The sequence below is a fragment of the Kaistia hirudinis genome (genome assembly GCF_014196455.1).
Classification (GTDB): Bacteria; Pseudomonadota; Alphaproteobacteria; order Rhizobiales; family Kaistiaceae; genus Kaistia; species Kaistia hirudinis.
Window position 1 is genome coordinate 57,551 of the sequence record NZ_JACIDS010000003.1, and the last position, 25,327, is coordinate 82,877.

24 protein-coding genes are annotated in these 25,327 nt (G+C 68.0%); 8 read left to right on the forward strand and 16 right to left on the reverse strand.

Translation table 11 applies throughout. The annotated features are described in order from the left end of the window. Positions 1-2: 2 nt before the first annotated feature. Positions 3-368, reverse strand: coding sequence for a YraN family protein (locus GGR25_RS10360; protein ID WP_183398731.1), 366 nt, complete (start codon positions 366-368; stop codon positions 3-5). After that, on the reverse strand, positions 358-1,278 hold the full coding sequence (rsmI, locus tag GGR25_RS10365; protein ID WP_183398732.1) for a 16S rRNA (cytidine(1402)-2'-O)-methyltransferase: 921 nt from the start codon (positions 1,276-1,278) through the stop codon (positions 358-360). The genes GGR25_RS10360 and rsmI overlap by 11 nt, the downstream gene beginning before the upstream one ends. A gap of 93 nt (positions 1,279-1,371) precedes the next feature. Here rsmI and GGR25_RS10370 point away from each other — a divergent pair, with 93 nt between their 5' ends. Beyond that, positions 1,372-2,619 carry a penicillin-binding protein activator gene (locus GGR25_RS10370; protein ID WP_183398733.1) on the forward strand — a complete coding sequence of 416 codons (1,248 nt, stop codon included), beginning with the start codon at positions 1,372-1,374 and terminating at the stop codon, positions 2,617-2,619. 10 nt (positions 2,620-2,629) lie between these two features. On the opposite strand, the gene hemW is transcribed toward GGR25_RS10370, so the two are convergent. The 3 genes from hemW to rph are packed head-to-tail and all read right to left on the reverse strand — an operon-like array spanning position 2,630 to position 5,155. Continuing rightward, a complete protein-coding gene (gene hemW / locus GGR25_RS10375) occupies positions 2,630-3,787 on the reverse strand; it encodes a radical SAM family heme chaperone HemW (RefSeq protein ID WP_246409538.1) in 1,158 nt (385 codons plus the stop codon). A gap of 5 nt (positions 3,788-3,792) precedes the next feature. Next, on the reverse strand, positions 3,793-4,434 hold the full coding sequence (locus GGR25_RS10380; RefSeq protein ID WP_183398734.1) for a non-canonical purine NTP pyrophosphatase: 642 nt from the start codon (positions 4,432-4,434) through the stop codon (positions 3,793-3,795). Positions 4,435-4,441: 7 nt separating this feature from the next. Continuing rightward, positions 4,442-5,155: a ribonuclease PH gene (gene rph / locus GGR25_RS10385; protein ID WP_183398735.1), complete on the reverse strand. Its 714-nt coding sequence runs from the start codon at positions 5,153-5,155 to the stop codon at positions 4,442-4,444. 132 nt (positions 5,156-5,287) lie between these two features. On the opposite strand from rph, the gene hrcA reads away from it, so the two are divergent. After that, positions 5,288-6,373, forward strand: coding sequence for a heat-inducible transcriptional repressor HrcA (gene hrcA / locus GGR25_RS10390; RefSeq protein ID WP_183398736.1), 1,086 nt, complete (start codon positions 5,288-5,290; stop codon positions 6,371-6,373). An 83-nt stretch (positions 6,374-6,456) separates the two neighbouring features. Beyond that, positions 6,457-7,428, forward strand: coding sequence for a complex I NDUFA9 subunit family protein (locus tag GGR25_RS10395; protein ID WP_183398737.1), 972 nt, complete (start codon positions 6,457-6,459; stop codon positions 7,426-7,428). A 25-nt stretch (positions 7,429-7,453) separates the two neighbouring features. Here GGR25_RS10395 and GGR25_RS10400 read toward each other — a convergent pair whose 3' ends face one another. Continuing rightward, complete coding sequence (locus GGR25_RS10400; RefSeq protein ID WP_183398738.1) at positions 7,454-8,260, reverse strand: undecaprenyl-diphosphate phosphatase; 807 nt, start codon at positions 8,258-8,260, stop codon at positions 7,454-7,456. Positions 8,261-8,416: 156 nt separating this feature from the next. On the opposite strand from GGR25_RS10400, the gene GGR25_RS24710 reads away from it, so the two are divergent. Together GGR25_RS24710 and queG are read left to right on the forward strand one after the other, a co-directional pair. Further along, on the forward strand, positions 8,417-9,109 hold the full coding sequence (locus GGR25_RS24710) for a glutathione S-transferase family protein (RefSeq protein ID WP_246409541.1): 693 nt from the start codon (positions 8,417-8,419) through the stop codon (positions 9,107-9,109). Continuing rightward, complete coding sequence (gene queG / locus GGR25_RS10405; RefSeq protein WP_343068022.1) at positions 9,007-10,236, forward strand: tRNA epoxyqueuosine(34) reductase QueG; 1,230 nt, start codon at positions 9,007-9,009, stop codon at positions 10,234-10,236. Before GGR25_RS24710 ends, queG begins: the two co-directional genes overlap by 103 nt. Here the strand turns inward: queG and GGR25_RS10410 are convergent. From GGR25_RS10410 to dnaK, 7 genes are all read right to left on the reverse strand, one after another. After that, positions 10,226-10,846 (reverse strand): 2,3-bisphosphoglycerate-dependent phosphoglycerate mutase, encoded by a 621-nt coding sequence (locus tag GGR25_RS10410; protein WP_183398740.1) that lies wholly within the window; start codon positions 10,844-10,846, stop codon positions 10,226-10,228. The two genes, queG and GGR25_RS10410, sit on opposite strands and share 11 nt — an antisense overlap. A 30-nt stretch (positions 10,847-10,876) precedes the next feature. Then, positions 10,877-11,686: a 4-hydroxy-tetrahydrodipicolinate reductase gene (dapB, locus tag GGR25_RS10415; protein WP_183398741.1), complete on the reverse strand. Its 810-nt coding sequence runs from the start codon at positions 11,684-11,686 to the stop codon at positions 10,877-10,879. Positions 11,687-11,744: 58 nt separating this feature from the next. Then, complete coding sequence (gene pyrF / locus GGR25_RS10420) at positions 11,745-12,452, reverse strand: orotidine-5'-phosphate decarboxylase (protein ID WP_183398742.1); 708 nt, start codon at positions 12,450-12,452, stop codon at positions 11,745-11,747. A gap of 22 nt (positions 12,453-12,474) precedes the next feature. Next, positions 12,475-13,044: an NADPH-dependent FMN reductase gene (locus GGR25_RS10425; protein ID WP_183398743.1), complete on the reverse strand. Its 570-nt coding sequence runs from the start codon at positions 13,042-13,044 to the stop codon at positions 12,475-12,477. Between the two features lie 146 nt (positions 13,045-13,190). Beyond that, entirely contained in the window at positions 13,191-13,787 is a 597-nt protein-coding gene (locus GGR25_RS10430) for a class I SAM-dependent methyltransferase (RefSeq protein WP_183398744.1), read from the reverse strand. Between the two features lie 70 nt (positions 13,788-13,857). Next, positions 13,858-14,994, reverse strand: a complete 1,137-nt coding sequence (gene dnaJ, locus GGR25_RS10435; RefSeq protein WP_183398745.1) for a molecular chaperone DnaJ — start codon at positions 14,992-14,994, stop codon at positions 13,858-13,860. A gap of 115 nt (positions 14,995-15,109) precedes the next feature. Next, entirely contained in the window at positions 15,110-17,008 is a 1,899-nt protein-coding gene (dnaK, locus tag GGR25_RS10440; protein ID WP_183398746.1) for a molecular chaperone DnaK, read from the reverse strand. 221 nt (positions 17,009-17,229) lie between these two features. On the opposite strand from dnaK, the gene GGR25_RS10445 reads away from it, so the two are divergent. Next, positions 17,230-17,856, forward strand: coding sequence for an alpha-ketoglutarate-dependent dioxygenase AlkB family protein (locus GGR25_RS10445; protein ID WP_183399535.1), 627 nt, complete (start codon positions 17,230-17,232; stop codon positions 17,854-17,856). Between the two features lie 55 nt (positions 17,857-17,911). Next, positions 17,912-18,529 (forward strand): bifunctional nicotinamidase/pyrazinamidase, encoded by a 618-nt coding sequence (gene pncA / locus GGR25_RS10450; protein ID WP_183398747.1) that lies wholly within the window; start codon positions 17,912-17,914, stop codon positions 18,527-18,529. Positions 18,530-18,538: 9 nt separating this feature from the next. Here pncA and GGR25_RS10455 read toward each other — a convergent pair whose 3' ends face one another. From GGR25_RS10455 to GGR25_RS10465, 3 genes are all read right to left on the reverse strand, one after another. Next, a complete protein-coding gene (locus tag GGR25_RS10455; RefSeq protein ID WP_246409544.1) occupies positions 18,539-18,928 on the reverse strand; it encodes a VOC family protein in 390 nt (129 codons plus the stop codon). Positions 18,929-19,030: 102 nt separating this feature from the next. Then, on the reverse strand, positions 19,031-19,927 hold the full coding sequence (locus GGR25_RS10460; RefSeq protein WP_183398748.1) for a glycosyltransferase family 17 protein: 897 nt from the start codon (positions 19,925-19,927) through the stop codon (positions 19,031-19,033). A 141-nt stretch (positions 19,928-20,068) separates the two neighbouring features. After that, positions 20,069-22,348: an NADP-dependent malic enzyme gene (locus tag GGR25_RS10465; RefSeq protein ID WP_183398749.1), complete on the reverse strand. Its 2,280-nt coding sequence runs from the start codon at positions 22,346-22,348 to the stop codon at positions 20,069-20,071. 156 nt (positions 22,349-22,504) lie between these two features. Between GGR25_RS10465 and mutS the strand changes: the two genes are divergently transcribed. Next, positions 22,505-25,252: a DNA mismatch repair protein MutS gene (gene mutS, locus GGR25_RS10470; protein WP_246409547.1), complete on the forward strand. Its 2,748-nt coding sequence runs from the start codon at positions 22,505-22,507 to the stop codon at positions 25,250-25,252. Positions 25,253-25,327 lie beyond the last annotated feature (75 nt).

Genomic DNA, 25,327 nt, shown 5'->3' on the forward strand with positions numbered 1-25,327 from the left:
CTTCAGCGGTCGAGCGCGAAGGCATCCTTGAGATGATAGGGCAGCCGGCCGGGCGCGAGCGCCACTACATCGAAGCGGATCGTCATCGCCGCCGCCTCGGGCCGCGTGGCGAGAAACCATTCCGCCGCCCGGAGGATGCGTCGCCGCGCCGTCGGCGAAACCGCCTCGATGGCTTCCTCGCGGCGTCTGCGGGCCTTGACCTCGATGAAGGCAAGCAGACCGCCGCGCCGCATGACGAGGTCGATCTCGCCGACCGGCGTCTTGAAGCGGCGCGCGATCAGCCGGTAGCCCTTGAGACGGAGATAGAGCGTGGCGATCGCCTCGGCCGACCGGCCGTGCCGTTCGGCGGCGCGCCGGTCACGGGCCATCGCCGTCGCCGGCCTTGAGTTCGAGCGCCCGCTGATAGAGATCGCGCTTGGCGAGGCCCGTGGCCTCCGCCGCGAGCCGCGCGGCCTCCTTGACCGGATGCTCGGCGAGGAGGGCGATCAGCCGCTCGTCGACATCGGCCGCGTCGGGCTCGGTTTCGAGCGGCGGGCCGACGAGGATGACGATCTCCCCGCGCGGATCGGGCCCTTCGCCGAAGGCGGCGGCCAGTTCGGCCAGCGTGCCGCGCCGGACGGTCTCGAACGTCTTGGTGAGTTCTCGCGCGACGGCGGCTGGGCGTGCGTCGCCCAGGACCGCGGCCATGTCGGCGAGCGATTCGGCGATTCTGTGCGGCGATTCGTAGAACACCAGCGTCGCCGGCACGGCGGCGAGCGCGGTGAGGCGCTTCCGCCGTCCCGCGGTCCGGTTCGGCAGGAAGCCGGCGAAGAGGAAGGCGTCCGTCGGCAGGCCCGCCGGCACGAGGGCGGCGAGGAGGGCCGAGGCGCCGGGGATTGGGTAGACCGCATGGCCCGCCTCGACGGCCGCGCCGACCAGGCGGAAGCCGGGATCGGAGACGAGCGGCGTGCCGGCATCGCTGACGAGCGCCACGACCTTGCCCTCGGCGAGCGCCGCGAGGATGCGCGGGCGCTGCTGCTCGGCATTGTGCTCGTGATAGGCGATGAGCGGCGCGCGGATGCCGTAGTGGCGGGTCAGTACGGCGGTGACGCGCGTATCCTCGCAGGCGACGAGATCGGCAGCGGCTAGCGTTCCGAGGGCGCGGATCGTGATGTCCTTCAGATTGCCGATCGGGGTCGAGACCACGTAAAGCCCCGGCGCCAGCGCGGGCGCCGGCAGGGTGTGGCCGTCGATCGAGAAGCTGCCATGCCCGGCGGGTTCGGTGGGGCGCGCGCTCATCGCGCCGGTCCGGTGTGGCTGCGGGGTGACAGAATTGGTGAAATCACGGATTTTGCTCGCTTTCCGTCACTGAATAGCCGAGAAGCCGGCGTTATGGCTACCGCTGTGGTTGGTGGACGGCTGGAGAGCGAATTGGTGCGTGACGGGTCGGATCGGACGAAGGGTCTCTCGCGGCGGACCGTGCTCGGCACGATCGCCTGGTCGAGCCTCCTTTCCGCCTGCACGTCGCCAATGACGAGTTCGGGCGAAACGCCGGCGGCCAACGCGCTCGCGACCCCCGCCGCCGGCCAGACGCTCGGCTCCGGCTCCGTCCGCATCGCGCTGATCATTCCCGCTTCCGCCAACGGCAATGCCGGTGCGATTGCGACCGGCCTCAGGAACGCCGCCGACCTCGCGCTGCGCGAATTCAAGGGCGCCGACCTGCAGATCCTGATCAAGGACGATCGCGGCACGCCGGAAGGCGCGCGAGCGGCCGCCGGCGAGGCGATCCAGGAGGGTGCGCGGCTGATCCTCGGCCCGCTCTTCGCGCCATCGGTCAGCGCGGCAGCGGGAGTCGCGCGGCCGGCCGGCGTGCCGATCATTGCGTTCTCGACCGATACCAGCGTCGCCGAACGCGGCGTCTATCTCCTGAGCTTCCTGCCGCAGAGCGATGTCGAGCGCATCGTCTCCTTCGCCGGCATGCGCGGCCGCCACGCCATCGCCGCGCTGCTGCCGGCCAATGGCTATGGCACCGTCGTCGAGGCGGCGCTGCAGAAATATGCGAGCGCCAGCAACAGCCGCGTCATCACGATCCAGCGCTACCAGCTCGACCGCGTATCGATGCAGGTTCAGGCCGAGGCGATCCTGCCCGTGCTGCAGCGCAAGGAGGCGGATACGCTGCTGCTGCCGGATGCGGGCGATGCCGCGCCGTTCCTCGCCCAGTATCTCGCCTCGAAGAATATCCGCCAGGGCGATATCCAGATCCTCGGCTCCGGCCAGTGGGACGATCCGCGCATCCTCGCCGAACCGGCGCTGCGCGGCGCCTGGTATCCGGGCCCCGACCGGGCCGCCTACAGCGCCTTCGCCGCGCGCTATCAGGCGGCCTTCGGCGCACCCCCCGTGCGCACGGCCTCGCTCGGCTATGATGCGGTGAGCCTCGCGGCGGGCCTTGCGGCGCGCTATGGCCAGCAGGCGTTCACGGCCCAGACGATCGCCAATCCGAACGGCTTCCTCGGCGTCGACGGCGCCTTCCGCTTCCTGCCGGATGGCATCAACCAGCGCGGTCTCGCGGTCTATGAGGTCGGCACGGGCACGGCGACGCAGATCGATCCGGCGCCGCGGACCTTCTCCCGTACCATGTGAGACGCGCCGCTCAGGCGGCGAGATCGGCCACGACGGCGTCGAGCACGAAGGAGCCGGCGCGCGTCGCGCGGACGCGGTCGGTGTCGATCTCCTCGACCATGCCGTGATGGATCAGATCGGACAGGCGATGGCGATCGAGCGGACGGCCGGCGATCGCGCGATAGCGGGCGAGATCGATGCCCTCGGTGAGGCGAAGGCCCATCAGCAGCAATTCGTCGCCCGACTCTTCCGGCGTTAGCACGTCGTCGGTATCGATGCCGTCGCCCCAGGATTCGACGCGGGCGAGCCATTTCTCGGGTTCGCGCGTTGCCGCCGTGGCGTGGCGCCGTCCGTCCATGACGAGGCGGCCATGCGCGCCCGGACCGACGCCGACATATTCGCCATAGCGCCAGTAGAGCAGATTGTGCCGGCATTCCCCGCCCGGCACGGCATGGTTGGAAATTTCATAGGCCGGGCGTCCGTGCTTGTCGCAGATCTCCTGCGTCAGCTCGAACAGCGTCGCTGCGGTGTCCTCATCGGGGATCGCCAGCTTGCCAGCATTGTAGAGCGTCTCGAACATCGTGCCCGGCTCGATGGTGAGCTGGTAGAGCGACATGTGGTCGGAGGCGCGGGCCAGCGCGGACTCGAGCTCGGCCGCCCAGGCCTGCGGCGTCTGGCCGGGCCGGGCATAGATCAGGTCGAACGAGATGCGGGGAAAGGTGCTCCGGGCGATCTCGACCGCGCGCAGCGCGTCCTCGACGCTGTGCATGCGTCCGAGCGCCTTGAGGTCGCGATCATTTAGCGCCTGGACGCCGAGCGAAACGCGGTTGACGCCGGCGGCGCGATAGCCGCGGAAGCGCTCGGCCTCGACACTGGTCGGGTTCGCCTCCAGCGTCACCTCGGCGTCCGGCGCGATTTCCCAGGCCCCGGCGATGGCATCCAGTACGGCGCCGACGGTCGCGGGCGCCATCAGCGACGGCGTGCCGCCGCCGAGGAAGATCGACCCGACGCGGCGACCGGGAACCTTCTCGGCCATGGTGCGGATCTCGGTCGCGAGCGCGGCCGCGAAGCGTGCCTCATCGACCCCCTGATGGCGGACATGCGAGTTGAAGTCGCAATAGGGGCATTTGGCCAGGCAGAAGGGCCAATGGACATAGACGCCGAAGCCGGGATCGCGCGGTTGCGCCAAGACGGTCAGTCTCCTAGTTCGGATGCGGCAAACAGGGCGAAGGCGCGGGCGCGATGCGACAGGGCATCGGTCCGTCCGGCCGACCAGCCATGCTTCTCTTCCGCCGCCATCTCGCCGAATGTCCGCTCATGGCCTTCGGGCAGGAACATGGGATCATAGCCGAAGCCGAGCGTTCCGCGCGGCGGCCAGACCATCGTGCCCTCGATCTCGCCGCGATAATAGCGCGTCGTGCCGTCAGGAAAAGCGAGGCAGAGCACGGCGACGAAGCGGCCGGTCCGCGCCTCTGCCGTGGTGGCGCCGGCCTGCTGCAGCTTCTCCTCGACATTGCGCATGGCGCGCGCGAAATCCTTGTCGGGCGCCGCCCAATCGGCCGAATAGACGCCGGGGTCGCCGCCGATCGCATCGACGCAGAGCCCGGAATCGTCGGAAAGCGCCGCGAAGCCCGAAGCCGTGGCCGCCGCGAGCGCCTTGATCGCGGCATTCTCCTCGAAGGTCGTCCCGGTTTCGGGCGGCTCGGGCAGGCCGAGCTCCCCGGCCGAGACCGTCTTCAGCCCGAACGGGCCGAGGAGATCGGCGAATTCGCGAAGCTTGCCCTTGTTGTGGCTGGCGACGACAAGCGTGTCACCCGGCTTGAGGCGGTGCGTCATGGTCATCTCAGCCCAGAACGGCCCTCTGCATCTCGATCAACTCGCCGATGCCCTGGCGCGCCAGCGCGAGCATGGCCGTAAGTTCCGCCTCGTCGAAGGGCTTGCCCTCGGCCGTGCCCTGGATCTCGACGATGCCGCCCGAGCCGGTCATCACGAAATTGGCGTCCGTCTCGGCTTCCGAATCCTCGGCATAGTCGAGGTCGAGCACCGGCTTGCCGCGATAGATGCCGACGGAAACGGCGGCGACGTGGTCGCGGATGACCTTCGGGCCGACCATGTCGCGCGACTTCATCCAGGTCAGGCATTCGTGCAGCGCGATGAAGCCGCCCGTCACCGAAGCCGTCCGCGTGCCGCCATCGGCCTGCAGCACGTCGCAATCGATGGTGATCTGCTTTTCGCCGAGATGGACCAGATCGACCACGGCGCGCAGCGACCGGCCGATGAGGCGCTGGATCTCCAGCGTGCGGCCCGACTGCTTGCCGGCGCTCGATTCGCGCCGCATCCGCTCGCCGGTCGAGCGCGGCAGCATGCCATATTCGGCGGTGACCCAGCCCTTGCCAGTGCCGCGGAGCCAGGACGGCGGCTTCTCTTCGAGACTGGCGGTGCACAGGACGTGGGTGTCGCCGAACTTGACCAGGCAGGAGCCCTCGGCGTGTTTTGCGATGCCCCGCTCGAGCGAGACGACGCGCAGGGCGTCGGGGGCGCGTTTCGAAGGTCGCATGCGTTTTCCTTGGCGGATTGGTTTGCCGCTTGTAGCCGCCGATGCGCCCGGACGCAAAGGTCCGCTTGAAGCGGGCGCGGAAATCGACACTTATCAGGAGTGTGAAGGCAATTCAGCGAGGATTGACCGGATTTGGCTGGCGAACGTTCAAACCTTGAGAAGACGGCCTCGACCCTGGCGCAGCTCGACCGGCGCTCGCGGGAGATATTCCGGCGCATCGTCGACAGCTATCTCGACAATGGCGAACCGCTCGGCTCGCGCAATCTTTCGCGCATCCTGCCGATGGCGCTGTCGCCCGCGTCGATCCGCAACGTCATGTCGGATCTCGAAAATCTCGGCCTCATTTATTCGCCGCATGTCTCGGCGGGACGTCTGCCGACCGAGAGCGGCCTGAGGCTCTTCGTCGATTCCATGCTCGAGGTCGGCGACCTCACCGAGGACGAGCGCCGCGATATCGAGACGCGCGTCGTGGCCGGCGGGATGGCCCGCAGCACCGACGACGTGCTGGCCGATGCGAGCCGCATGCTGTCGGGCCTGTCGCGCGGCGCCGGCGTCGTGCTGGCGACCAAGGCCGACGAGCCGCTGAAGCATATCGAATTCGTGCGCCTCGAGCCGACCCGCGCTTTGGTGGTGCTGGTCGGCGACGACGGCTCAGTCGAAAACCGCCTGATCGATCTCGATCCGGGTGTCACCCAGTCGACCCTCGTCGAGGCCGCGAACTATCTGAACAATCATCTGCGCGGGCGCACACTCTCGGAAGCGCGCGCCGAATTGCTGATGCGCCAGAGCGAAGCGCGGGCCGAACTCGACCAGCTGACGGCGGCGCTCGTCGATGCGGGCCTTGCGAGCTGGGCCGATGCGGCGGCCGGGCGGCCGGACACGCTGATCGTGCGCGGCCAGGCCAATCTGCTCGAAGATGTGCGCGCGGCGGAGGATCTGGAGCGCATCCGCCTGCTGTTCGACGACATCGAGACGCAGAAGGAGCTGATCCGCCTCCTCGGCGACGCCGAAGACGGCGAGGGCGTGCGCATCTTCATCGGCTCGGAAAACAAGCTCTTCTCGCTCTCCGGCTCCTCGCTGGTGGTCTCGCCCTATCGCGATACGAACCGGCGCGTGGTCGGCGTGCTCGGCGTCATCGGCCCGACGCGGCTCAACTATGCCCGCATCGTGCCGATGGTGGACTATACGGCGAAGCTGGTCGGCCGCCTGATCCGCTGAAATGCCATGGAGGCGCGACCGCCTGCCGTCTTCACAGCGCGGGATTGAGCCGATAAGAACGCCTTGAACGAACGGAGACGGTCATGACGACGCATCGCGGAAAGCTGGTCACGGTCTTCGGCGGGTCCGGATTCATCGGCCGCCATACGGTGCGCGCGCTGGCGCGGCACGGCTGGCGCGTGCGTGTCGCGGTCCGCCGGCCCGATCTCGCCGGCCATCTGCAGCCGCTCGGCACGGTCGGCCAGATCATGCCGGTCCAGGCCAATCTGCGCTATCGCTGGTCGATCGACCGCGCGGTCGAGGATGCGGATGCGGTCGTGAACCTCGTCGGCATCCTGAACGAAGGCGGCCGCCAGACCTTTGGCGCCGTGCAGGCCTTCGGCGCCCATGCCGTCGCCGAGGCGACGCGCGCCGCCGGCATCGAGCGTCTGGTCCATGTCTCGGCCATCGGCGCCGACAAGGGTTCCCCGGTCGCCTATGCCCGCACCAAGGCGGAGGGTGAGGCGCGGGTGCTCGAGACGGTGCCCGGCGCCGTCGTGCTGCGCCCCTCGATCGTGTTCGGCCCCGAGGATCGCTTCTTCAATCGCTTCGCCGAGATGGCGCTCGCCTCGCCCGTTCTGCCGCTGATCGGCGGCGGCCACACCAAGCTGCAGCCGGTCTTCGTCGGCGATGTCGCCGAGGCGATTGCGCGCTCCGTTTCCGGCGCGGTCGCGGGCGGCCGGGCCTATGAGCTGGGCGGACCCGAAGTGAAGTCGTTCCGCGCCTGCATGGAACTCCTGCTGGCGGAAATCGAGCGTTCGCGCGCCCTGATGCCGCTGCCCTTCGGCCTGGCGCGCGCGCTGGCCTCGGTCCTCCAGATCCTCCCCGGCGCCCCGCTGACGGTCGATCAGGTCCGTCTGCTCGAGGTCGACAACATCGTCTCCGACGCCGCCCGCCAGGATGGCCGCACGCTGGAAGGCGTCGGCATCGTCCCGACGAGCATGTCGGCCGTGTTGCCGTCCTATCTCGTGCGCTTCAAGCCGCACGGCCAGTTCGAGCACAAGCGTTCGAGCTGACCGTTTCGCGAGGGGGTGGTGGTCCTCACCCGAAGGTGAGGACCGCGGCGAGGCCGACACCGCCGACCACGATCCGCCAATAGGCGAAGGGCGCGAAGCCGCGACGGCTGACGAAGTCGAGCAGGTGGCGCACGACGAAGACCGCCGTGATGAAGGCAGCGATGAAGCCGACCGTGATGTCGAGCGCGGCGGCCCCCGTGATCGCGTCGCGGTTCTTGTAGAGGTCGTAGGCGAAGGCGCCGGTCATCGTCGGCAGCGCCAGGAAGAACGAGAATTCCGCTGCCGAGCGCTTGTCGCTGCCGAACATCATCGCCGCCACCACGGTCGAGCCCGAGCGCGAGACGCCGGGAACCATGGCGAGGCACTGGGCGAGACCGATGCCCAGATACACCGTGAGCGGAAAGCGCGTCGCGTCATGATAGCGCGGGTTGAGGTCGAGCCGGTCGACGATCAGCAGCACGAAGCCGCCGAGAATCAGCATGATGCAGACGAGCATGGGGCTCTCGAACAGCACCTGCTTGATGAAGCCATGCGCGGCGACGCCGATGACCACGGCCGGGAGGAAGGCGATCAGCACGCCATAGACGAAGCGCCGTGTCGCCGGATCGGACGGGAAATCGCGGATGATGCTGATGATGCGGCCGAAATAGACGGTGAGCAGCGCCAGGATCGCGCCGAGCTGGATCAGCACCTCGAAAGCGCGACCGGGGCTTTCGAAGCCGAGGAAATGGCCGATCAGGAGAAGGTGGCCCGTCGATGAGACGGGAATGAACTCGGTCAGCCCCTCAATGAGGCCGAGCACCAGCGCATCCAAGAGGCTCTGGGTATCCATGATTTCTCCCGTGGGGATATCGTCGCAGGCGAGAAGCCGCGAATCGCGCTTGATCGCCGTCGCGATCGAAGACTATATGCGGGCCGCGATGCGGCGCTGGCAATTGGACGAACCGCCGCAAAATCGCTGCGATTTCTCCCCACCTTGCCGGCGAATATGGCTCAGCTTCATCACCATCCCTTTTCCGCCGCCTCTCGATTCGTGCGTCTCGTCCTCGCCGAATACGACGAAACCGCCGATTTCATCGAGGAAAAGCCCTGGGTCCGCGACCCGGCGCTGCTCCTGATGAACCCGGCCGGCACGCTGCCGATCTTCGTCGACGACAACGAGGCCGTCGTCTCGGGCGGCGCCGTCGTCGCCGAATATCTGGTCGAGACCAAGGGCGCGCGCATGGGCGAGGTTCGCCTGATGCCCGAGCACGCGGCCGACCGGGCGGAAGTGCGCCGGCTCGTCGAATGGTTCTCGCGCAAGCTGCATGGCGAGGTGACGGACTATCTGGTCACCGAGAAGATCTATAAGCGCCGCATGACGCCGGCCGAGGGCAAGACCTCGCCGGATCCCGCCGCGATCCGCGCGGCGCGGGCGAATATCCGCTATCATCTCCAATACATCGGATATCTCGCCAGCCGGCGGAACTGGCTTGCCGGGCGCGAGCTGACGCTCGCCGACTTCGCGGCTGCCGCCGAGATCTCCTGCATCGACTATCTCGGTGAGGTGCCATGGGACGCGGACGAGACGGCGAAGGCGTGGTACGCCCGCATCAAGTCGCGCCCGTCCTTCCGCTCGCTGCTGACGGACACGCTCCGGGGCGTGCCGGCCTCGACCCACTACGCCGACCTCGACTTCTGACCGCGGACGATCTCGCCGCCGAGAAAAGTCGCCTCGTCGCTGACGCGCGCGCCGAGGGTTTCGACGACATCCGCGTGGCGCGCGCCGATTCGATTCCCCATGCGGCGGACCGGCTCCGCCGTTTCCTCGCCGACGGCCATCACGGCACTATGGCCTGGATGGCCGAGCACGAGGCGCGCCGCGGCGATCCACGCCATCTGTGGCCTGAGGTGCGCAGCGTCGTCATGCTGGCCATGAATTACGGCCCCGACGAGGATCCGCGCGCGCTGCTGGAACGGCGCGATCGCGGCGCGATCTCTGTCTATGCGCGGAACCGCGACTATCACGACGTCATCAAGGGCAAGCTCAAGCTGGTCGCGGGCCGCCTCGCGGCGCGGACCGGGGCCGAGGTGAAGGTGTTCGTCGACACGGCGCCGGTGATGGAGAAGCCGCTCGCGGCGGCAGCGGGGCTCGGCTGGCAGGGCAAGCACACCAATCTGGTATCGCGCCGCTTCGGCTCCTGGCTCTTCCTCGGCTCGATCTTCACGGTGCTCGACCTGCCGCCGGACGAAGCGGAGCGCGACCATTGCGGGTCCTGCCGCGCCTGTCTCGACGCCTGCCCGACGGATGCCTTCCCGGCGCCTTATCGCCTCGATGCGCGCCGCTGCATCTCGTATCTGACGATCGAGCATGCCGGCCCGATTCCGCGCGAATTCCGCGCGGCCATGGTCAACCGGATCTATGGCTGCGACGATTGCCTCGCCGCCTGTCCGTGGAACAAGTTCGCGCAAAGTGCGGCGGAGATGAAGCTCAGGGCGCGGCCCGATCTCGTGGCGCCGCCGCTCGCCGAACTCGCCGCGCTCGACGACGCGGCCTTCCGTGCCCGCTTCGCCGGCTCGCCGATCAAGCGCATCGGCCGCAACCGCTTCGTGCGCAACGTCCTGATCGCGATCGGCAATTCACAGGATCGCGCACTCGTGGCCGCGGCGCTCGCCGGCCTCGACGACCCGTCGCCGCTGGTCCGCGGCGCGGCAGTCTGGGCGCTCGGACGGCTGGCGCCGGCCATGGCGCTCGCCGAGAAGCAGGCCCGCATCGACGCGGAATCCGACGCCGATGTCCTGGAAGAATGGCGGACTTCTATCCCTTGAGGACGCGCTTCTCCGCGACGGTGGTGTCGGCGTTCAGGCGATAGACGATCGGGACGCCCGTCTCGAGCTCGCGCTGCAGGATCTCTTCGGGCGTGAGGCCTTCGAGCGCCATGATCAGCGCGCGCAGCGAATTGCCATGCGCGGCGACCAGCACCTTCTCGCCGCGCATCACCGGCGGCAGGATGTTGAAGAGATAATAGGGCCACACGCGCGCGCCGGTATCCTTGAGCGATTCGCCGCCGGGCGGGGCGATGTCGTAGGAGCGGCGCCAGATATGCACCTGCTCCTCGCCCCACTTTGCGCGGGCATCGTCCTTGTTGAGGCCCGAGAGGTCGCCATAGTCCCGCTCGTTCAGCGCCTGGTCGCGGATCGTCTGGAGGTCCGGCTGGCCGACCTCGTCGAGGATCAGCTTCAGCGTGTGCTGCGCGCGGGTGAGGGCGGAGGTGAAGGCGATGCCGAAGGAGAGGTCCAGCGCCTTCAGCCGCTTGCCGGCATTCTTCGCCTCCTCGACGCCGACCGGCGTCAGGTCCGGATCGCGCCAGCCGGTGAAGAGGTTCTTCAGGTTCCAGTCGCTCTGGCCGTGGCGCACGAGAACGAGGAGGCGGTCCATGCGGGTTCTTCCTGGATCGAGGGTGGGGTTTCAGGCGAGGCCGAGGACGTCGGCCATGGAGTAGCGGCCGGGCTTGCGCCCGGCGGCCCAGCGCGCGGCCTTGACGGCGCCGCGGGCAAAGATCGCGCGGTCGGACGCATGATGGGAGAGGGTGATCGTCTCGCCCTCGCCGGCGAAGAGCACGGAATGGTCACCGGCGACCGAGCCGCCGCGAAGCGTCGCGAAGCCGATCGTCCCGCGCGGCCTTGCGCCGGTATGGCCGTCGCGCACGCGCACGGAATGGTCGGCGAGGGTGATCTCGCGCCCCTCGGCGGCCGCCTGCCCGAGCAGCAGGGCGGTGCCGGACGGCGCGTCGATCTTGTGGCGATGATGCATCTCGAGGATCTCGATGTCGAAATCCGCGTCGAGCGCCCGTGCCGCCTGGCGGACGAGGCCCGCGAGCAGGTTGACGCCGAGGCTCATATTGCCGGACTTGACGACCACCGCATGGCGCGCGGCGGCATCGATGGCGGCTTCCTGGTCGGCCGAGAGGCCCGTGGTGCCGATGACGTGCACGATGCGGGCCTGCGCCGCGATTTCGGCGAAGCCGACGGTCGCCGCCGGAACGGTGAAGTCGAGCACGCCTTCGGCACGGGCGAAGACCGTGAGCGGGTCGTCGGAGACGGCGACACCGAGCGGCGGCAGGCCGGCCAGCGTTCCGGCATCCTGGCCGAGCTCGGCAGCGCCTTCGCGCTCGATCGCGCCGACGAGACGAACGCCCTCGCTCTCCGCAACGATGCGGATCAGCGTCCGGCCCATGCGGCCGGCCGCGCCCACGACGACGAGGCCCATATCGCTCATGTGTCATCCTCTCTTGTGGGAGGGATATAGCAGGGTGAGGACGACCGCGGAAAGGCCGTCAGGTTGAAAGGGCGCGCGCGATCTCCTTCTGGATCGCGTGAGCCGCGGCTTTGGGGTCAGCCGCTTCCAGAATCGGACGTCCGATGACGAGATGGTCCGCCCCGGCGCGGATCGCGGCCGTCGGGGTCGCGATGCGCTTCTGGTCGCCGACCGGGGTGCCGCCCGGCCGGATCCCCGGCGTCACGATCGCCATGCCGGCGCCGACGACGGCCCGCATCGCCGCCGCCTCGCTCGGCGAGCAGACGATGCCGTCCATGCCGGCGGCGCGCGCATCCGCCGCCCGGCGGGAGACCAGCTCGCCGATCGTGCCCGCATAGCCGGCCGCCGCGAGGTCGGCCTCGTCCATGGAGGTGAGGACCGTGACGGCGAGCAGGCGCAGATCGCTCGTGCCCTTGCCCGCGACGGCGGCGCGCATGGCCTTCGGATAGGCGTGGATGGTGCAGAAGGTCATGCCGAGCTTGGCGATGTTCTCGACCGCGTGCTCGACCGTATTGTCGATGTCGAGCAGCTTGACGTCGAGGAAGACCTTCTTGCCGCGATCGAGAAGGCGTCGCGCGAAGTCGATCCCGCCGGCAAAGGTGAGCTGCAGCCCGACCTTGTAGAAGGTCACGGTGTCGCCGAGCGTGTCCACCATGTCGTCGGCCGCCTCGATGGTGGGCAGGTCCAGACCGACGATCAGGCGGTCGCGCATGTCGAAGAGGGCCATGGTGTCTCCCGGTCGAATGGCTTCAGGGGTTGTTGGTGCGTTCGCGGCTCGCGGCGACGAGATCGCGCGCGAGCCGTGTCAGGGCGGCGGCGAGCCTGGGATCATCCAACCCGCCCTTGGCGTCGAAGGCGCGTCCACCCCGTCCGACGGCGAGGCCGCCGCCGACGAGGGTCGCGCAGAGGCCGCGCGTCAGATGGCCGGTGAGCCCGGCGAGGGCGGCGCCCGCGCTCCAGTCGTCATCCGCGATCGCAGCGGCGGCAAAGAGCGGCGGCGGTCCGCGGCGCGGCTCCTCGCGCGGTCCGAGCCATTCGAGGAGATTGTGCAGCAATGGCGGCATCGATCCCGAGCGGCTGGGGCTCACCACGAACACCGCGTGGTGCGAACGGACGAGTTCGCGGAGGCGCAGGGCGTTGGGCGGCTGGGCAGATGACGCATCGGCGTCGAAGAGCGGCAAGGGGTAGTCGGCGAGCGCGATCCGCGTCGGCTCGGCATCGAGAAAGGCCAGCTCGCGCATGAACGCCGCAGCAAGCAGGGTCGCGGGCGCATCCGGCGCCGTCGAACCTGCGAAGACGAGAATGCGCGGCGGCTGCATCGTGGCTCCTGTCGGACGATGCTCTATCAGGCCCGACGCGTCGGCAAAAGGCCGGGGCGCGCGCTTTTCACACGGTCATCCGGCTATGCGTGGCGATCAGGGGGCATCTGGCGATGTCAACAGCCTGACGATCGGCATGCGTCCGGTCAGGCCGTCTTGCGGTAGATCCACACGCGGGCAGGCGGCAGGTTCATCACCACCCAATTGGTGTGCTCGACGCTGAAGCGACCGGTCTCCGCCGGCACGGGGGGCACCAGCGCATAGGAAAACTGGATGAACGGCCGGCCGGCCGGCATGCGATCCAGCGCATCGACGATGAGCTTGCGCCGCATTTCGGGCGGGCGCGTGAACAGCGGCAGGCTGGAGACGACGGCCGATACCGGGCCGTCCACCCAACCCTTGAGCGTCGTCGAGAAGCCATAGGCGTCGCCCTCGACGATCCGCACGCCGGGGAAGCGCCGCTGCAGCAGCGTGCAGAATTCGGGATTGAACTCGATCGAGATGATGCGGCCCGGTGCGACACCGCGCTCCAGCAGGGCCTGGGTGACGACGCCGGTGCCGGGCCCGAGTTCGACCACGGGCAGCTTGTCACCGGGATCGACGAAGCTCGCCATCAGCTTGGTCAGGGCCTTGCCGGACGGGCTGACGGCACCTGTCGTGAGCGGCCGTCCCATCCAGCTTCGAAGGAAGCGGACCTCATCGGCCACCAAGGCTTTCAGCTTGCGCTTCTCGATCGACGACATCACGCCCCCTGCAGCATGTTCCCCACCAACTATCATCCGTCCTTCAAGGCAATCCTGTGACGAAGGGAGCTCACGCACCGCCGAAGAAGTCGCGGATGCGCGCGAAGAAGCCGGCCGATTCGGGATTGTTCTCTTCCGACGAGACCTGCTCGAACTCCTCGAGCAACTCGCGCTGGCGGCGCGACAGCTTGCTCGGCGTCTCGACGACAACCTGGATGTACATGTCGCCCATCTCCTTCGAGCGCAGCACGGGCATGCCCTTGCTCTTGAGACGGAACTGCTTGCCGGTCTGCGTGCCCTCGGGGACCTTCACCCGCGTCTTGCCGCCGTCGACCGTCGGGACGTCGAACTGGCCGCCGAGCGCCGCCGTCGTGATCGAGATCGGCACGCGGCAGAAGATGTCGGCGCCCTCGCGCTGGAACAGGCTGTGCGGCTTCACCGAGAGGAAAAGGTAGAGATCGCCGGCCGGTCCGCCGCGCAGGCCCGCTTCGCCCTCGCTGGACAGGCGGATGCGCGTGCCGTCCTCGATGCCCGCGGGGATGCTGACCTGAAGCGTGCGCTCCTGCGTCACGCGGCCGGAGCCGGCGCATTTCTCGCAGGGGTCGGTGATGATCTCGCCGCGCCCGCCGCAGGTCGGGCAGGTCCGCTCGATCGAGAAGAAGCCCTGCGCGGCGCGCACGCGGCCATGGCCGTCGCAGGTGGTGCAGACCTTGGGATGCGAGCCGGGCTTGGCGCCCGTGCCGGAGCAGGCGTCGCAGGCGATCTTGGTCGGGACGCGCACCTCGGCCGTCTTGCCGGCATAGGCCTCCTCGAGCGTGATCTCCATGTTGTAGCGCAGGTCCGCCCCGCGCTCGCGGCCACCGCCGCCGCTGGGACGCTGTCCGCGCCGCCCGCCCATGAACTCGCCGAAGATGTCGTCGAAGATATCGGACATGGACGAGGCGAAATCGCCTGAGAAGCCGTGCGCGCCCGGCCCGCCCTGCTCGAAGGCGGCATGGCCGAAGCGGTCATAGGCGGCGCGCTTCTGCGGATCGCGCAGCGTCTCGTAGGCTTCGTTGATTTCCTTAAACTTGGCCTCGGCCGTGTGATCGCCCGGATTGCGATCCGGGTGGAACTGCATGGCGAGCTTGCGGAAGGCGACCTTCAGGCCCTTCTCGTCGGTATCGCGGGCCACGCCGAGAATTTCATAGTAGTCGACCTTGGCCATCCGGCGGAACTCTCGGTGGTATCGGGTTGGAAATCCGGGGCTGCAAAAGCCGTCGCATCATAGAGGAAACCCGGCGCGTCGCCGCGCCGGGTTCCGGTCAGTCACGGCGTGATCCTTACGCCGATTTCTTCTTGTCGTCGTCGACTTCCTCGAAGTCGGCGTCGACCACGTCATCCTTGCCCGCCGCCTCGGCGGCGCCTTCGCCTTCCTGCGAGGCGGCATACATCGCCTCGCCGAGCTTCATCGACGCCTGCGCGAGGACGTTCGCCTTCTGGCTGATCGCCTCGGCGTCGTCCCCTTCGAGCGCGCTCTTCAGATCCGCGATCGCGGCTTCGATGGCGCTCTTGTCGGCGGCCGAGATCTTCGTGCCGTATTCGGCGAGCGACTTCTCGGTCGAATGAACGAGGGCCTCGCCCTGGTTCTTCGCCTCGACGACCTCGCGGCGCTTCTTGTCCTCGGCGGCATGCGCCTCGGCGTCCTTGACCATCTTCTCGATGTCGGCGTCCGACAGGCCACCCGAGGCCTGGATGCGGATCTGCTGCTCCTTGCCGGTGCCCTTGTCCTTGGCCGACACCTGCACAATGCCGTTCGCATCGATGTCAAAGGTGACCTCGATCTGCGGCACGCCGCGCGGGGCCGGCGGCAGTCCGACAAGGTCGAACTGGCCGAGCAGCTTGTTGTCGGCAGCCATTTCGCGCTCGCCCTGGAAGACGCGGATCGTCACGGCGGACTGGCTGTCCTCGGCGGTCGAGAAGACCTGGCTCTTCTTGGTCGGGATCGTGGTGTTGCGTTCGATCAGGCGCGTGAACACGCCGCCGAGCGTCTCGATGCCGAGCGAGAGCGGCGTCACGTCGAGCAGCAGCACGTCCTTGACGTCGCCCTGCAGCACGCCGGCCTGGATCGCGGCGCCCATGGCGACGACCTCGTCCGGATTGACGCCCTTGTGCGGCTCCTTGCCGAAGAACTGCTTCACGATCTCCTGGATCTTCGGCATGCGGGTCATGCCGCCGACCAGGACCACCTCGTCGATCTCGCCGGCGGTCAGGCCGGCATCCTTGAGCGCCGCCTTGCAGGGCGCCACGGTGCGCTGGACGAGATCATCGACCAGGGTCTCGAACTTCGAGCGCGTCAGCTTGATCGCAAGGTGCTTCGGGCCCTTGGCGTCGGCGGTGATGAAGGGGAGGTTGATCTCGGTCTGCTGCGAGGAGGAGAGCTCGATCTTCGCCTTCTCGGCCGCTTCCTTCAGGCGCTGCAGCGCGAGCTTGTCACCGCGGAGGTCAATGCCCTGCTCGCGCTTGAACTCGTCGGCCAAATAGTTGACGAGGCGCATGTCGAAGTCTTCGCCGCCGAGGAACGTGTCGCCGTTCGTCGACTTCACCTCGAACACGCCGTCGCCGATCTCAAGGATCGAGATGTCGAACGTGCCGCCGCCGAGGTCATAGACCGCGATCGTCTTGCCTTCGTTCTTCTCGAGGCCATAGGCGAGCGCCGCGGCCGTCGGCTCGTTGATGATGCGCAGCACCTCGAGGCCAGCGATCTTGCCGGCATCCTTGGTCGCCTGGCGCTGGGCGTCGTTGAAATAGGCGGGAACCGTGATCACCGCCTGGTCGACGGTGGTGCCGAGGAAGGCTTCGGCGGTCTCCTTCATCTTCATCAGGATGAAGGCCGAAATCTGGGCCGGCGAATATTTCTCGCCATCCACCTCGACCCATGCATCGCCGTTCGGACCCTTGACGATCTTGTAGGGGACGAGATGCTTGTCCTTCTCGACCATCGGGTCGTCATAGCGGCGGCCGATCAGGCGCTTCACCGCAAAGAAGGTGTTCTCCGGATTGGTCACCGCCTGGCGCTTGGCCGGCTGGCCGACGAGCTTTTCGCCCGAATCGGTAAACGCGACCATCGACGGCGTCGTGCGCGCGCCCTCGGCGTTCTCGATGACCTTCGGCGTCTTGCCGTCCATCACGGCGACGCAGGAATTCGTCGTTCCGAGGTCGATACCGATGACCTTTGTCATATCTCTCTCCTTTTCGGCGGGCCGGGCGGACCCTCTCAGAGGCCTCCGCCGATCCGGTCATGCCGGACGGCCCCCATGGACAAATTTGAGTTCGTGCGACGCCCGCAAGGAGCCCCGCCACGTTTCCCGGCGTATATAAGAATATGCCGAAACGGCCGCAAGGCGGCGGATTGAAGGATTTGAGCGGCGCGCGGACGGGTTTCGCGCGCGCCGGCACGCCCATGAAGCATCATTTCGACCAGCCACCCGAGGGCTTTCGCATCCTGCCCGGCCGGCTCGACCGACCGGCGCAGGAGGCTCTCCTTGCCGATATCCGCGCCGTTGTCGAGGCCGCGCCGCCCTACCGGCCGCAAATGCCGCGGACCGGCAAGCCCTTCTCCGTCCGCATGACCAATTGCGGCGCCCTCGGCTGGGTCTCCGATCGCGCCGGCTATCGCTACCAGAGCGTCCATCCGGAGACGGGCCGGCCCTGGCCGCCGATGCCGCAGGCCCTCATGGACCTGTGGCGCGCGGTCGCGGATTTTCCCCATCCGCCCGAGGCCTGTCTCGTGAACCTCTATGATGCGGACGCCAAGCTCGGCCTGCACCGCGACGAGGATGAAGACGAGTTCGCCGCCCCCGTCGTGTCGGTGTCGCTCGGCGACACCTGCCTGTTCCGCTTGGGCGGCCTTGCCCGGGCTGACCGGACGCGCTCGCTCCGCCTCTCGTCCGGCGACATCGTGGTGCTCGGCGGCGCGGCGCGGCTTGCCTATCACGGCGTCGACCGCATCTATCCGGGCACGTCGACCCTGCTTCCGGGCGGGGGCAGGATCAATCTGACGCTCCGCCGGGTGACGCCCGCGCCTTGACGCGGCGAACCCCAAGGGGCTTATCGCTGTTGAAACAGGAGAGGACTGCCGATCGATGGATTCGACCAGCGTGCTGATCGTTACGGACATCCAGAACGACTTCCTGCCGGGCGGCGCGCTCGCCGTGGCTGACGGGCATGCCATCATCCCGCTCGTCAACGACCTCGCCCGCCGCTTCAAGAATGTCGTGATCACGCAGGACTGGCATCCCGCCCATCACATTTCCTTCGCCTCGTCGCATCCGGGCCGTTCGCCCTTCGACGTGATCGACCTGCGCTATGGTCCGCAGGTGCTATGGCCGGATCATTGCGTGCAGGGCTCGTTCGGCGCGGCGCTCGCCGACGGCCTCGACATCCCGCATGCGCAGATGATCATCCGCAAGGGCTATCACGCCCACACGGACAGCTATTCATCCTTCTTCGAAGCCGACCGCAAGACGCCGACCGGCCTGACGGGCTATCTGTTCGAGCGCGGCATCGAGCGCGTCTATGTCGTTGGTCTCGCAACCGATTTCTGCGTGTCCTGGTCGGCCCAGGATGCCCGCATCCACGGCTTCGAGACCTTCGTGATCGAGGACGCCTGCCGGGCCATCGACACCAACAATTCGCTCGCGGCCGCGAGCGCGGCCATGGACGCGGCCGGCGTCAGGCGTATCGCGTCCGCAGCCCTCTGAGGCGATCCCTCACATCGGGACGGGAACCATCCAGCCCTGCGAGGCGCCGCCGGGGATCGCGATGATCGCGATGCTGCCGACGCCCGGCACATCGAACGGCTCGCGGAGCACGGTGCCGCCGTTTTCACGCAGCAGCGCGAGGCGCTTGGTGAGATCGTCGACGGCGATATAGGTGAACCAGTTGTCCGGAACGCCCTCGAAGTCCGGTCCACCCGGCATGGCCATGATGCCGCCGACCATCGTCTCGCCGACCTTGGCGATATGATAGTCGCCGAGCTCGCCCATCGGCATCGTGTCGAAGGTCCAGCCGAGCGTTTTGGAGTAGAAGTCCTTCGCCCGTAGGGCATCGCGGGTCAACAGTTCGTTCCAGTAGAACGTGCCGGGTTCGGCCATCGTCATGTCCTCCCTGATCGATTTCCTCGACGGATCGGGACAGGAAGAATATGGGAAAGTCGGACGATCAGAAAGTCCAGCCGGCGCTGACGCTTTCGAGCGCCTGGCCTAAGCCTCGGCGAGCGCCCGATACCGTTCGAGGATCTCGGGAGAGGCCAGAAGATCGGCGAACCGGACCCGGTTTTCCTGCACGAAGGCCGGCAGGTCCTCGATGGGATCGAGCCAGAACGACGACGGGTCGCCGCCGCCGAGCGAGGTCTCGAGGGCGTGCCGCATGGAATTCAGGATATGCGCCTCGCTGCCGAGCTCAGGGCGGACATGCGAATAGGCGTTCATCTTGGTATTGACCGAGGCCGGGCCGTTCATCGAGGTGAAGTGCCAGCCGGCCTCGGGGATCTCGACCCAGGGCCGCGGCCTCATGCCGAAGACCATGCGCTTCCACTGGCGCAGGACGGGCAGCGGATCGCGCTGCTTAGGGCGCCAGCTCGGCCCGCCGGAACGCAGGGACTGGATCCTGCGGATGTCGCCGAACCGGGCGACGCGCGGCTTATCCCACGGCAGATTGAAGCGCACATTGAGGAAGTAGACGTAAAACCGCATGTGCAGCGCATAGATCTGCATGCGCTGCTCGCGCCGTATCTGCTCGATCACGCCGGCGCGCGGAATCTCGTCGACGTCGCAGAGGATGACGAAATCGTCGGCCGCGGCATCGCGCAACCCCCGGCCGATGGCGTCGCGCTGGAAGCGCTCCTTCTTGAAATAGTCGCGCGAGGTCTCGCGACCGCCGAGCGGCATGTCGTCGACCACGATATGGACGATCTTGGGCAGGAACCGCGCGAAGCGGTCGCGGTTTTCCTTGAAATGCAGAGGCTTCGGCTTGCCGCGGAACGTATAGGGCGATTCGCAGAGGACGAAATGGTCGACGACCGGATCGAGTTCGTTCAGGCGGAGCTCGAGAATGTCGAGCTCATTGAAGAACGTGAAGCAGTCATAGACTTTCGGCACGAAGGGTCCCGTCGTATCGACATGGTGATCATGGTTTCGATGCGGCCATGCCCCGTTCCGGGGCACGGCCGATCTACAACCGCTCAGGCAAGGTCCGCATCGTCCGGCTGATGATCCATCCGAACGACGCGGCGGACCTTATCAACCGACGTTGAACGCCGCCAGAGCCGCCATGTTGACAATGTCGCTATCGCGCGCGCCGAGCGACAGGATCTGCACCGGTTTGTCGAGACCGACGAGCAGCGGGCCGATCACCGTCGCGCCGCCCAGCTCCTGCATCATCTTGGTTGAGATGGAGGCGGAGTGGAACGCCGGCATCACGAGCACGGTGGCCGGACCCGACAGCCGGCAGAACGGATAGGCGGCCATCGCCTTGGGATTCAGCGCGACATCAGCCGCCATCTCGCCGTCGAACTCGAAATCCACCCGGCGGCGGTCAAGAATCTGCACGGCTTCGCGGACGTGGCGCGAGCGCTCGCCTTCGGGCTGGCCGAAGGTCGAATAGGCGAGCATGGCGACGCGCGGCTCATAGCCGAGGCGCCGCGCGAAGCCGGCGGCCTCTTCCGCGATATCAGCCAGTTCCTCGCCCGACGGCATGTCGTGCACGGCGGTGTCCGCGACGACGACGGTGCGGCCGCGCACCAGGACGATCGAAACGCCGATCACCCGGTGGCCCGGCCGCGTGTCGATCACGCGGCGGACATCCGTCAGCACGGTCGAATAGTTGCGCGTCACGCCGGTGACCATGGCGTCCGCATCGCCGAGCGCCACCATGGTGGCGCCGAAATAATTGCGGTCCGTGTTGATCAGCCGCTGGCAGTCGCGCAGCAGGTAGCCCTGGCGCTGCAGGCGGGCATAGAGATTGTCGATGTAGTCCGGATTGCGCTTCGAAAGCCGCGCATTGTGGATCTCGATCCCGTCGCGGATCTCGATGCCGGCCTGAGCGGCCGTGTCGCGGACGATGTCCTCGCGGCCGATCAGGATCGCCGTGCCGAGCTTCTGCGCCGCGAAGCTCGCCGCCGCGCGGATGACCTGCTCCTCCTCGCCTTCGGCGAACACGACCCGCTTCGGGTTGCGCCGCACGCGCTCATAGATCCGCGCCAGCGTGCCGACGATCGGGTCGCGACGTGCCGAGAGCTGCAGCTTGTAGGCCGCCATGTCGGGAATGGGCTTGCCGGCGACGCCGGAATCCATTGCGGCCTGCGCGACGGCCGCCGGGATCTCCGAAAGGAGGCGCGGGTCGAACGGGACCGGGATGATGTATTGCGGCCCGAACCGGGGACGGACGCCCTGATAGGCGGCCGCGACCTCGTCGGGCACATCCTCGCGCGCGAGTTCGGCGAGGGCCTTGGCCGCCGCGATCTTCATCGGCTCGTTGATGGTGCGCGCGCGCACGTCGAGCGCGCCGCGGAAGATATAGGGGAAGCCGAGGACGTTGTTGACCTGGTTCGGATAGTCCGAGCGGCCCGTCGCCATGATCGCGTCGTCGCGGACCTCGGCCACTTCCTCCGGCGTGATCTCGGGATCGGGATTGGCCATGGCGAAGATGATCGGCCGCGGCGCCATGGAGCGGACCATCTCGCCCGTGAGCGCACCCTTGGCCGAGACGCCGAAAAAGATGTCGGCACCCTTCATCGCCTCTTCGAGCGTGCGGGCGTCGGTCGGCGTCGCATGCGCCGACTTCCACTGGTTCATGCCCTCGGTGCGGCCCTGGTAGACGACGCCCTTGGTGTCGCAGAGCAGCACGTTCTCGCTCGGCATGCCCATCGCCTTGACGAGTTCGATGCAGGCAATGCCGGCCGCGCCGGCGCCGTTGCAGACGAGGCGCGTCGTCTTGATGTCGCGCCCGGTCAGATGCAGCGCGTTGATCATGCCAGCGACGGCGATGATCGCGGTGCCGTGCTGGTCGTCATGGAAGACCGGGATGTCCATCAGTTCGCGCAGGCGGCTTTCTATGACGAAGCAGTCCGGCGCCTTGATGTCTTCCAGATTGATGCCGCCGAAGGACGGTCCGAGATAGCGGACCGAATTCACGAAGGCGTCGACGTCCTCCGTGTCGATCTCGAGATCGATCGAATCGACGTCGGCGAAGCGCTTGAACAGGACGGCCTTGCCTTCCATCACCGGCTTGGAGGCGAGCGGACCGAGATTGCCGAGGCCGAGAATGGCGGTGCCGTTCGAGATGACCGCCACGAGATTGCCGCGGGTAGTGTAGTCGAAGGCGAGGCTCGGATCGGCGGCGATGGCCTTCACCGGGACGGCGACGCCGGGCGAATAGGCGAGCGAGAGGTCGCGCTGCGTCGCCATCGGCTTGGTCGGCGTGATCTCCAGCTTGCCGGGACGTCCACGGGAGTGAAAGTCGAGCGCATCCTGGTCCGTCACGGCAGCGCCGCTCCGGCTCGGTTTCGGGGTGTCGTTCATCTGGGGCTCGGTCTGAGGCGTTTCCGGAAGGCAAGGCGGCTCTTGCGGCCGTCTTTGTCGCGAAGCGCGACGATAGCACCGGTTCCTGTGATCTCAAGGCGTGAGATTGATGCGCGGGCGGTGAAACAGCTTTCGCGATTTGATACCGTCCGCGCCATGAAGGATCCCGCCAACGAGAGCCCGCCGCCATCGGCCCGCCCGACGCCGATGATGGAGCAGTATATCGAGATCAAGACCGCCAATCCGGACTGCCTGCTGTTCTACCGGATGGGCGATTTCTACGAGCTGTTCTTCGATGACGCCGAGACCGCCTCGCGCGCGCTTGGCATCACGCTGACCAAGCGCGGCAAGCATCTCGGCGAGGACATCCCGATGTGCGGCGTGCCGGTGCATGCCGCCAATGACTATCTGCAGAAGCTGATCGCGCTCGGCCATCGCGTCGCCGTCTGCGAGCAGACCGAGGATCCCGCCGAGGCGAAGAAGCGCGGCGGCCGTTCGGTCGTGCGCCGCGATGTCGTGCGCCTGGTGACGCCGGGCACCATCACCGAGGAGACGCTGCTCGACGCGGGGCGCAGCAATTATCTCGCGGCCCTCGCCCGCTCGCGCGGCACGGGCGACCATGGCGCGGACCGCCTGGCGCTCGCCTGGGTCGACATCTCGACCGGCGAGTTCCGCGTCGCCGAGACGGATGCCGCGCGCCTTTCGGCGGATCTGGCGCGTGTCGATCCGCGCGAGCTGCTCGTCCCGGATTCGCTCTTCGCGGACGAGACCATGCGCGATCTCGTGCGGGCCCTGCCCGCCGGCGCAACACCGCTTCCCGCCGCCTTCTTCGACGGAGCGACAGCCGCCGGCCGCCTCGCCGCCTATTTCGGCCTCGGCACGATCGACGGTCTCGGCGCCTTCTCGCGCGTCGAGCTCCAGGCCGCGTCGGCCGTCCTCGCCTATGTCGAAAAGACGCAGATCGGCGAGCGTCCGCCGCTGGCGAGGCCGCTGCGCGAAAGCGACGGCGACGTCATGCTCATCGACGCGGCGACGCGGGCCAATCTCGAACTCGTTCGCACACTTGCCGGCGAGCGGCGAGGCAGCCTGCTCGCCGCGATCGACCGCACCGTCACGGGCGCCGGCTCCCGCCTGCTGGCCGGCCGGCTTTCGAGCCCCTCGACCGATCCGGACGCGATCGGCCGGCGCCTCGATTCGATCGACTTCATGCTCGACCTCGGCCCGGCCCGCGCAAAGGTCCGCGCCATGCTCGCCTCGGGGCCTGACCTGACGCGCGCGCTGTCGCGTCTGATGCTCAACCGCGGCGGCCCACGCGATCTCGCGGCGATCGGCGCCGGCCTCGCAGCGGCGCGCAGCCTCGCCGCGTTTCTGGAGCGGTCCGCATCGACCCTGCCCGACGAGATTCTGGCGGTTGCGGCCGACCTCGCGGCGGCGCCGGCGGTGCTCGCCGGACGGATCGCCGCCGCGCTGGACGACGAACTGCCGCTGCTGCGGCGGGACGGCGGCTTCGTGCGCGCCGGCTTCGACGGCGAGCTCGACGCGACGCGGGCCTTGCGCGACGAGAGCCGGCAGGTGATCGCCGGCCTGCAGGGCGGCTATGCCGCCGAGACCGATATCCGCGCGCTCAAGATCCGGCACAACAACGTGCTCGGCTATTTCATCGAGGTACCGCAGCAACATGGCGAGCGGCTGCTCGGCGCGGATTTCGCCGGCCGCTACATCCATCGCCAGACCATGGCCGGCGCAATGCGCTTCGTGACCACGGAACTGGCGGAACTCGAGGCGCGCATCGCCTCAGCCGGCGACCGGGCGCTCGCCATGGAATCCGCGATCTTCGACGCGCTGCTCGCCGATGTCGCCGCGGAGGCGGAGCCGATCCGCCGCGCCGCCGAAGCGCTCGCCGTACTCGATCTCGCCGCGGCGCTCGCCGAACTGGCGGACAGCGAAGGCTGGAGCCGGCCCGCGATCGACCGCTCGCTCGCCTTCGAGATCGAGGCCGGCCGCCATCCGGTGGTCGAGCAGGCCCTGAAGGCGCAGCACGCGGATCCCTTCGTCGCCAATGATTGCCGCCTCGGCTCCGCGGAAGCGGAGGCCGGGCGGATCTGGCTCGTCACCGGCCCGAACATGGCGGGCAAATCGACCTTCCTGCGCCAGAACGCGCTGATCGCGGTCCTCGCCCAGGCCGGGTCCTATGTGCCGGCGCGATCGGCCCATATCGGTGTGGTCGACCGCCTGTTCAGCCGCGTCGGCGCCGCCGACGACCTCGCGCGGGGCCGGTCGACCTTCATGGTCGAGATGGTCGAGACGGCGTCGATCCTCAACCAGGCGAGCGCGCGCTCCCTCGTCATCCTCGACGAGATCGGACGCGGCACGGCAACCTTCGACGGCCTCTCCATCGCCTGGGCGGCGATCGAGCATCTCCACGCCGTCAATCGTTCGCGCGGCCTCTTCGCCACGCATTATCACGAGCTCACCGCGCTCTCGCAGCGCCTGCCGCGGCTCGACAATGTCACGGTGCGGGTCAAGGAATGGGAGGGCGACGTCGTCTTCCTGCACGAGATCGTCGCCGGTGCCGCCGACCGCTCCTATGGCATCCAGGTCGCCAAGCTGGCGGGATTGCCGCCTTCGGTCGTCGCGCGGGCCCGCGACGTGCTCTCGCGGCTCGAGGAATCCGATCGCCGCACGCCGGCCGCCACGCTGATCGACGATCTGCCGCTGTTCGCGGCGGCACTGGCGAAGCCGGCGGCGGGTTCCTCCGCCGCTGCGGCGCCGGCCGAGGATCCGCTCGGCGTCGCGCTCGACGCCATCGCGCCGGACGATCTGACGCCGCGCGAGGCGCTCGAAGCGCTCTATCGGCTGAAGACGCTGCGAGCCGGGCAACCGCCCAAGGGTGCGCGCGGCTGAAGGCGTCGTCTTCGGTGTCGGCGGGCCTATGCTTGGAGGCCGACAACCACTAAGTTCGCCCCCACATTTGCCAAT

What these genes read in the sequence shown, in the direction of transcription:
- GGR25_RS10410 (WP_183398740.1), bottom strand. Translation starts at nt 10,846, where the DNA reads ATGGACCGCCTCCTCGTTCTCGTGCGCCACGGCCAGAGCGACTGGAAC.
- GGR25_RS10400 (WP_183398738.1), bottom strand. Translation starts at nt 8,260, where the DNA reads ATGGATACCCAGAGCCTCTTGGATGCGCTGGTGCTCGGCCTCATTGAG.
- GGR25_RS10425 (WP_183398743.1), bottom strand. Translation starts at nt 13,044, where the DNA reads ATGCAGCCGCCGCGCATTCTCGTCTTCGCAGGTTCGACGGCGCCGGAT.
- pncA (WP_183398747.1), top strand. Translation starts at nt 17,912, where the DNA reads ATGGATTCGACCAGCGTGCTGATCGTTACGGACATCCAGAACGACTTC.
- rph (WP_183398735.1), bottom strand. Translation starts at nt 5,155, where the DNA reads ATGCGACCTTCGAAACGCGCCCCCGACGCCCTGCGCGTCGTCTCGCTC.
- GGR25_RS10395 (WP_183398737.1), top strand. Translation starts at nt 6,457, where the DNA reads ATGACGACGCATCGCGGAAAGCTGGTCACGGTCTTCGGCGGGTCCGGA.
- GGR25_RS10370 (WP_183398733.1), top strand. Translation starts at nt 1,372, where the DNA reads ATGGCTACCGCTGTGGTTGGTGGACGGCTGGAGAGCGAATTGGTGCGT.
- dnaJ (WP_183398745.1), bottom strand. Translation starts at nt 14,994, where the DNA reads ATGGCCAAGGTCGACTACTATGAAATTCTCGGCGTGGCCCGCGATACC.
- GGR25_RS10455 (WP_246409544.1), bottom strand. Translation starts at nt 18,928, where the DNA reads ATGACGATGGCCGAACCCGGCACGTTCTACTGGAACGAACTGTTGACC.
- GGR25_RS10430 (WP_183398744.1), bottom strand. Translation starts at nt 13,787, where the DNA reads ATGTCGTCGATCGAGAAGCGCAAGCTGAAAGCCTTGGTGGCCGATGAG.
- dapB (WP_183398741.1), bottom strand. Translation starts at nt 11,686, where the DNA reads ATGAGCGATATGGGCCTCGTCGTCGTGGGCGCGGCCGGCCGCATGGGC.
- rsmI (WP_183398732.1), bottom strand. Translation starts at nt 1,278, where the DNA reads ATGAGCGCGCGCCCCACCGAACCCGCCGGGCATGGCAGCTTCTCGATC.
- mutS (WP_246409547.1), top strand. Translation starts at nt 22,505, where the DNA reads ATGAAGGATCCCGCCAACGAGAGCCCGCCGCCATCGGCCCGCCCGACG.
- GGR25_RS10360 (WP_183398731.1), bottom strand. Translation starts at nt 368, where the DNA reads ATGGCCCGTGACCGGCGCGCCGCCGAACGGCACGGCCGGTCGGCCGAG.
- GGR25_RS10445 (WP_183399535.1), top strand. Translation starts at nt 17,230, where the DNA reads ATGAAGCATCATTTCGACCAGCCACCCGAGGGCTTTCGCATCCTGCCC.
- GGR25_RS10380 (WP_183398734.1), bottom strand. Translation starts at nt 4,434, where the DNA reads ATGACGCACCGCCTCAAGCCGGGTGACACGCTTGTCGTCGCCAGCCAC.
- GGR25_RS24710 (WP_246409541.1), top strand. Translation starts at nt 8,417, where the DNA reads ATGGCTCAGCTTCATCACCATCCCTTTTCCGCCGCCTCTCGATTCGTG.
- dnaK (WP_183398746.1), bottom strand. Translation starts at nt 17,008, where the DNA reads ATGACAAAGGTCATCGGTATCGACCTCGGAACGACGAATTCCTGCGTC.
- GGR25_RS10465 (WP_183398749.1), bottom strand. Translation starts at nt 22,348, where the DNA reads ATGAACGACACCCCGAAACCGAGCCGGAGCGGCGCTGCCGTGACGGAC.
- pyrF (WP_183398742.1), bottom strand. Translation starts at nt 12,452, where the DNA reads ATGGCCCTCTTCGACATGCGCGACCGCCTGATCGTCGGTCTGGACCTG.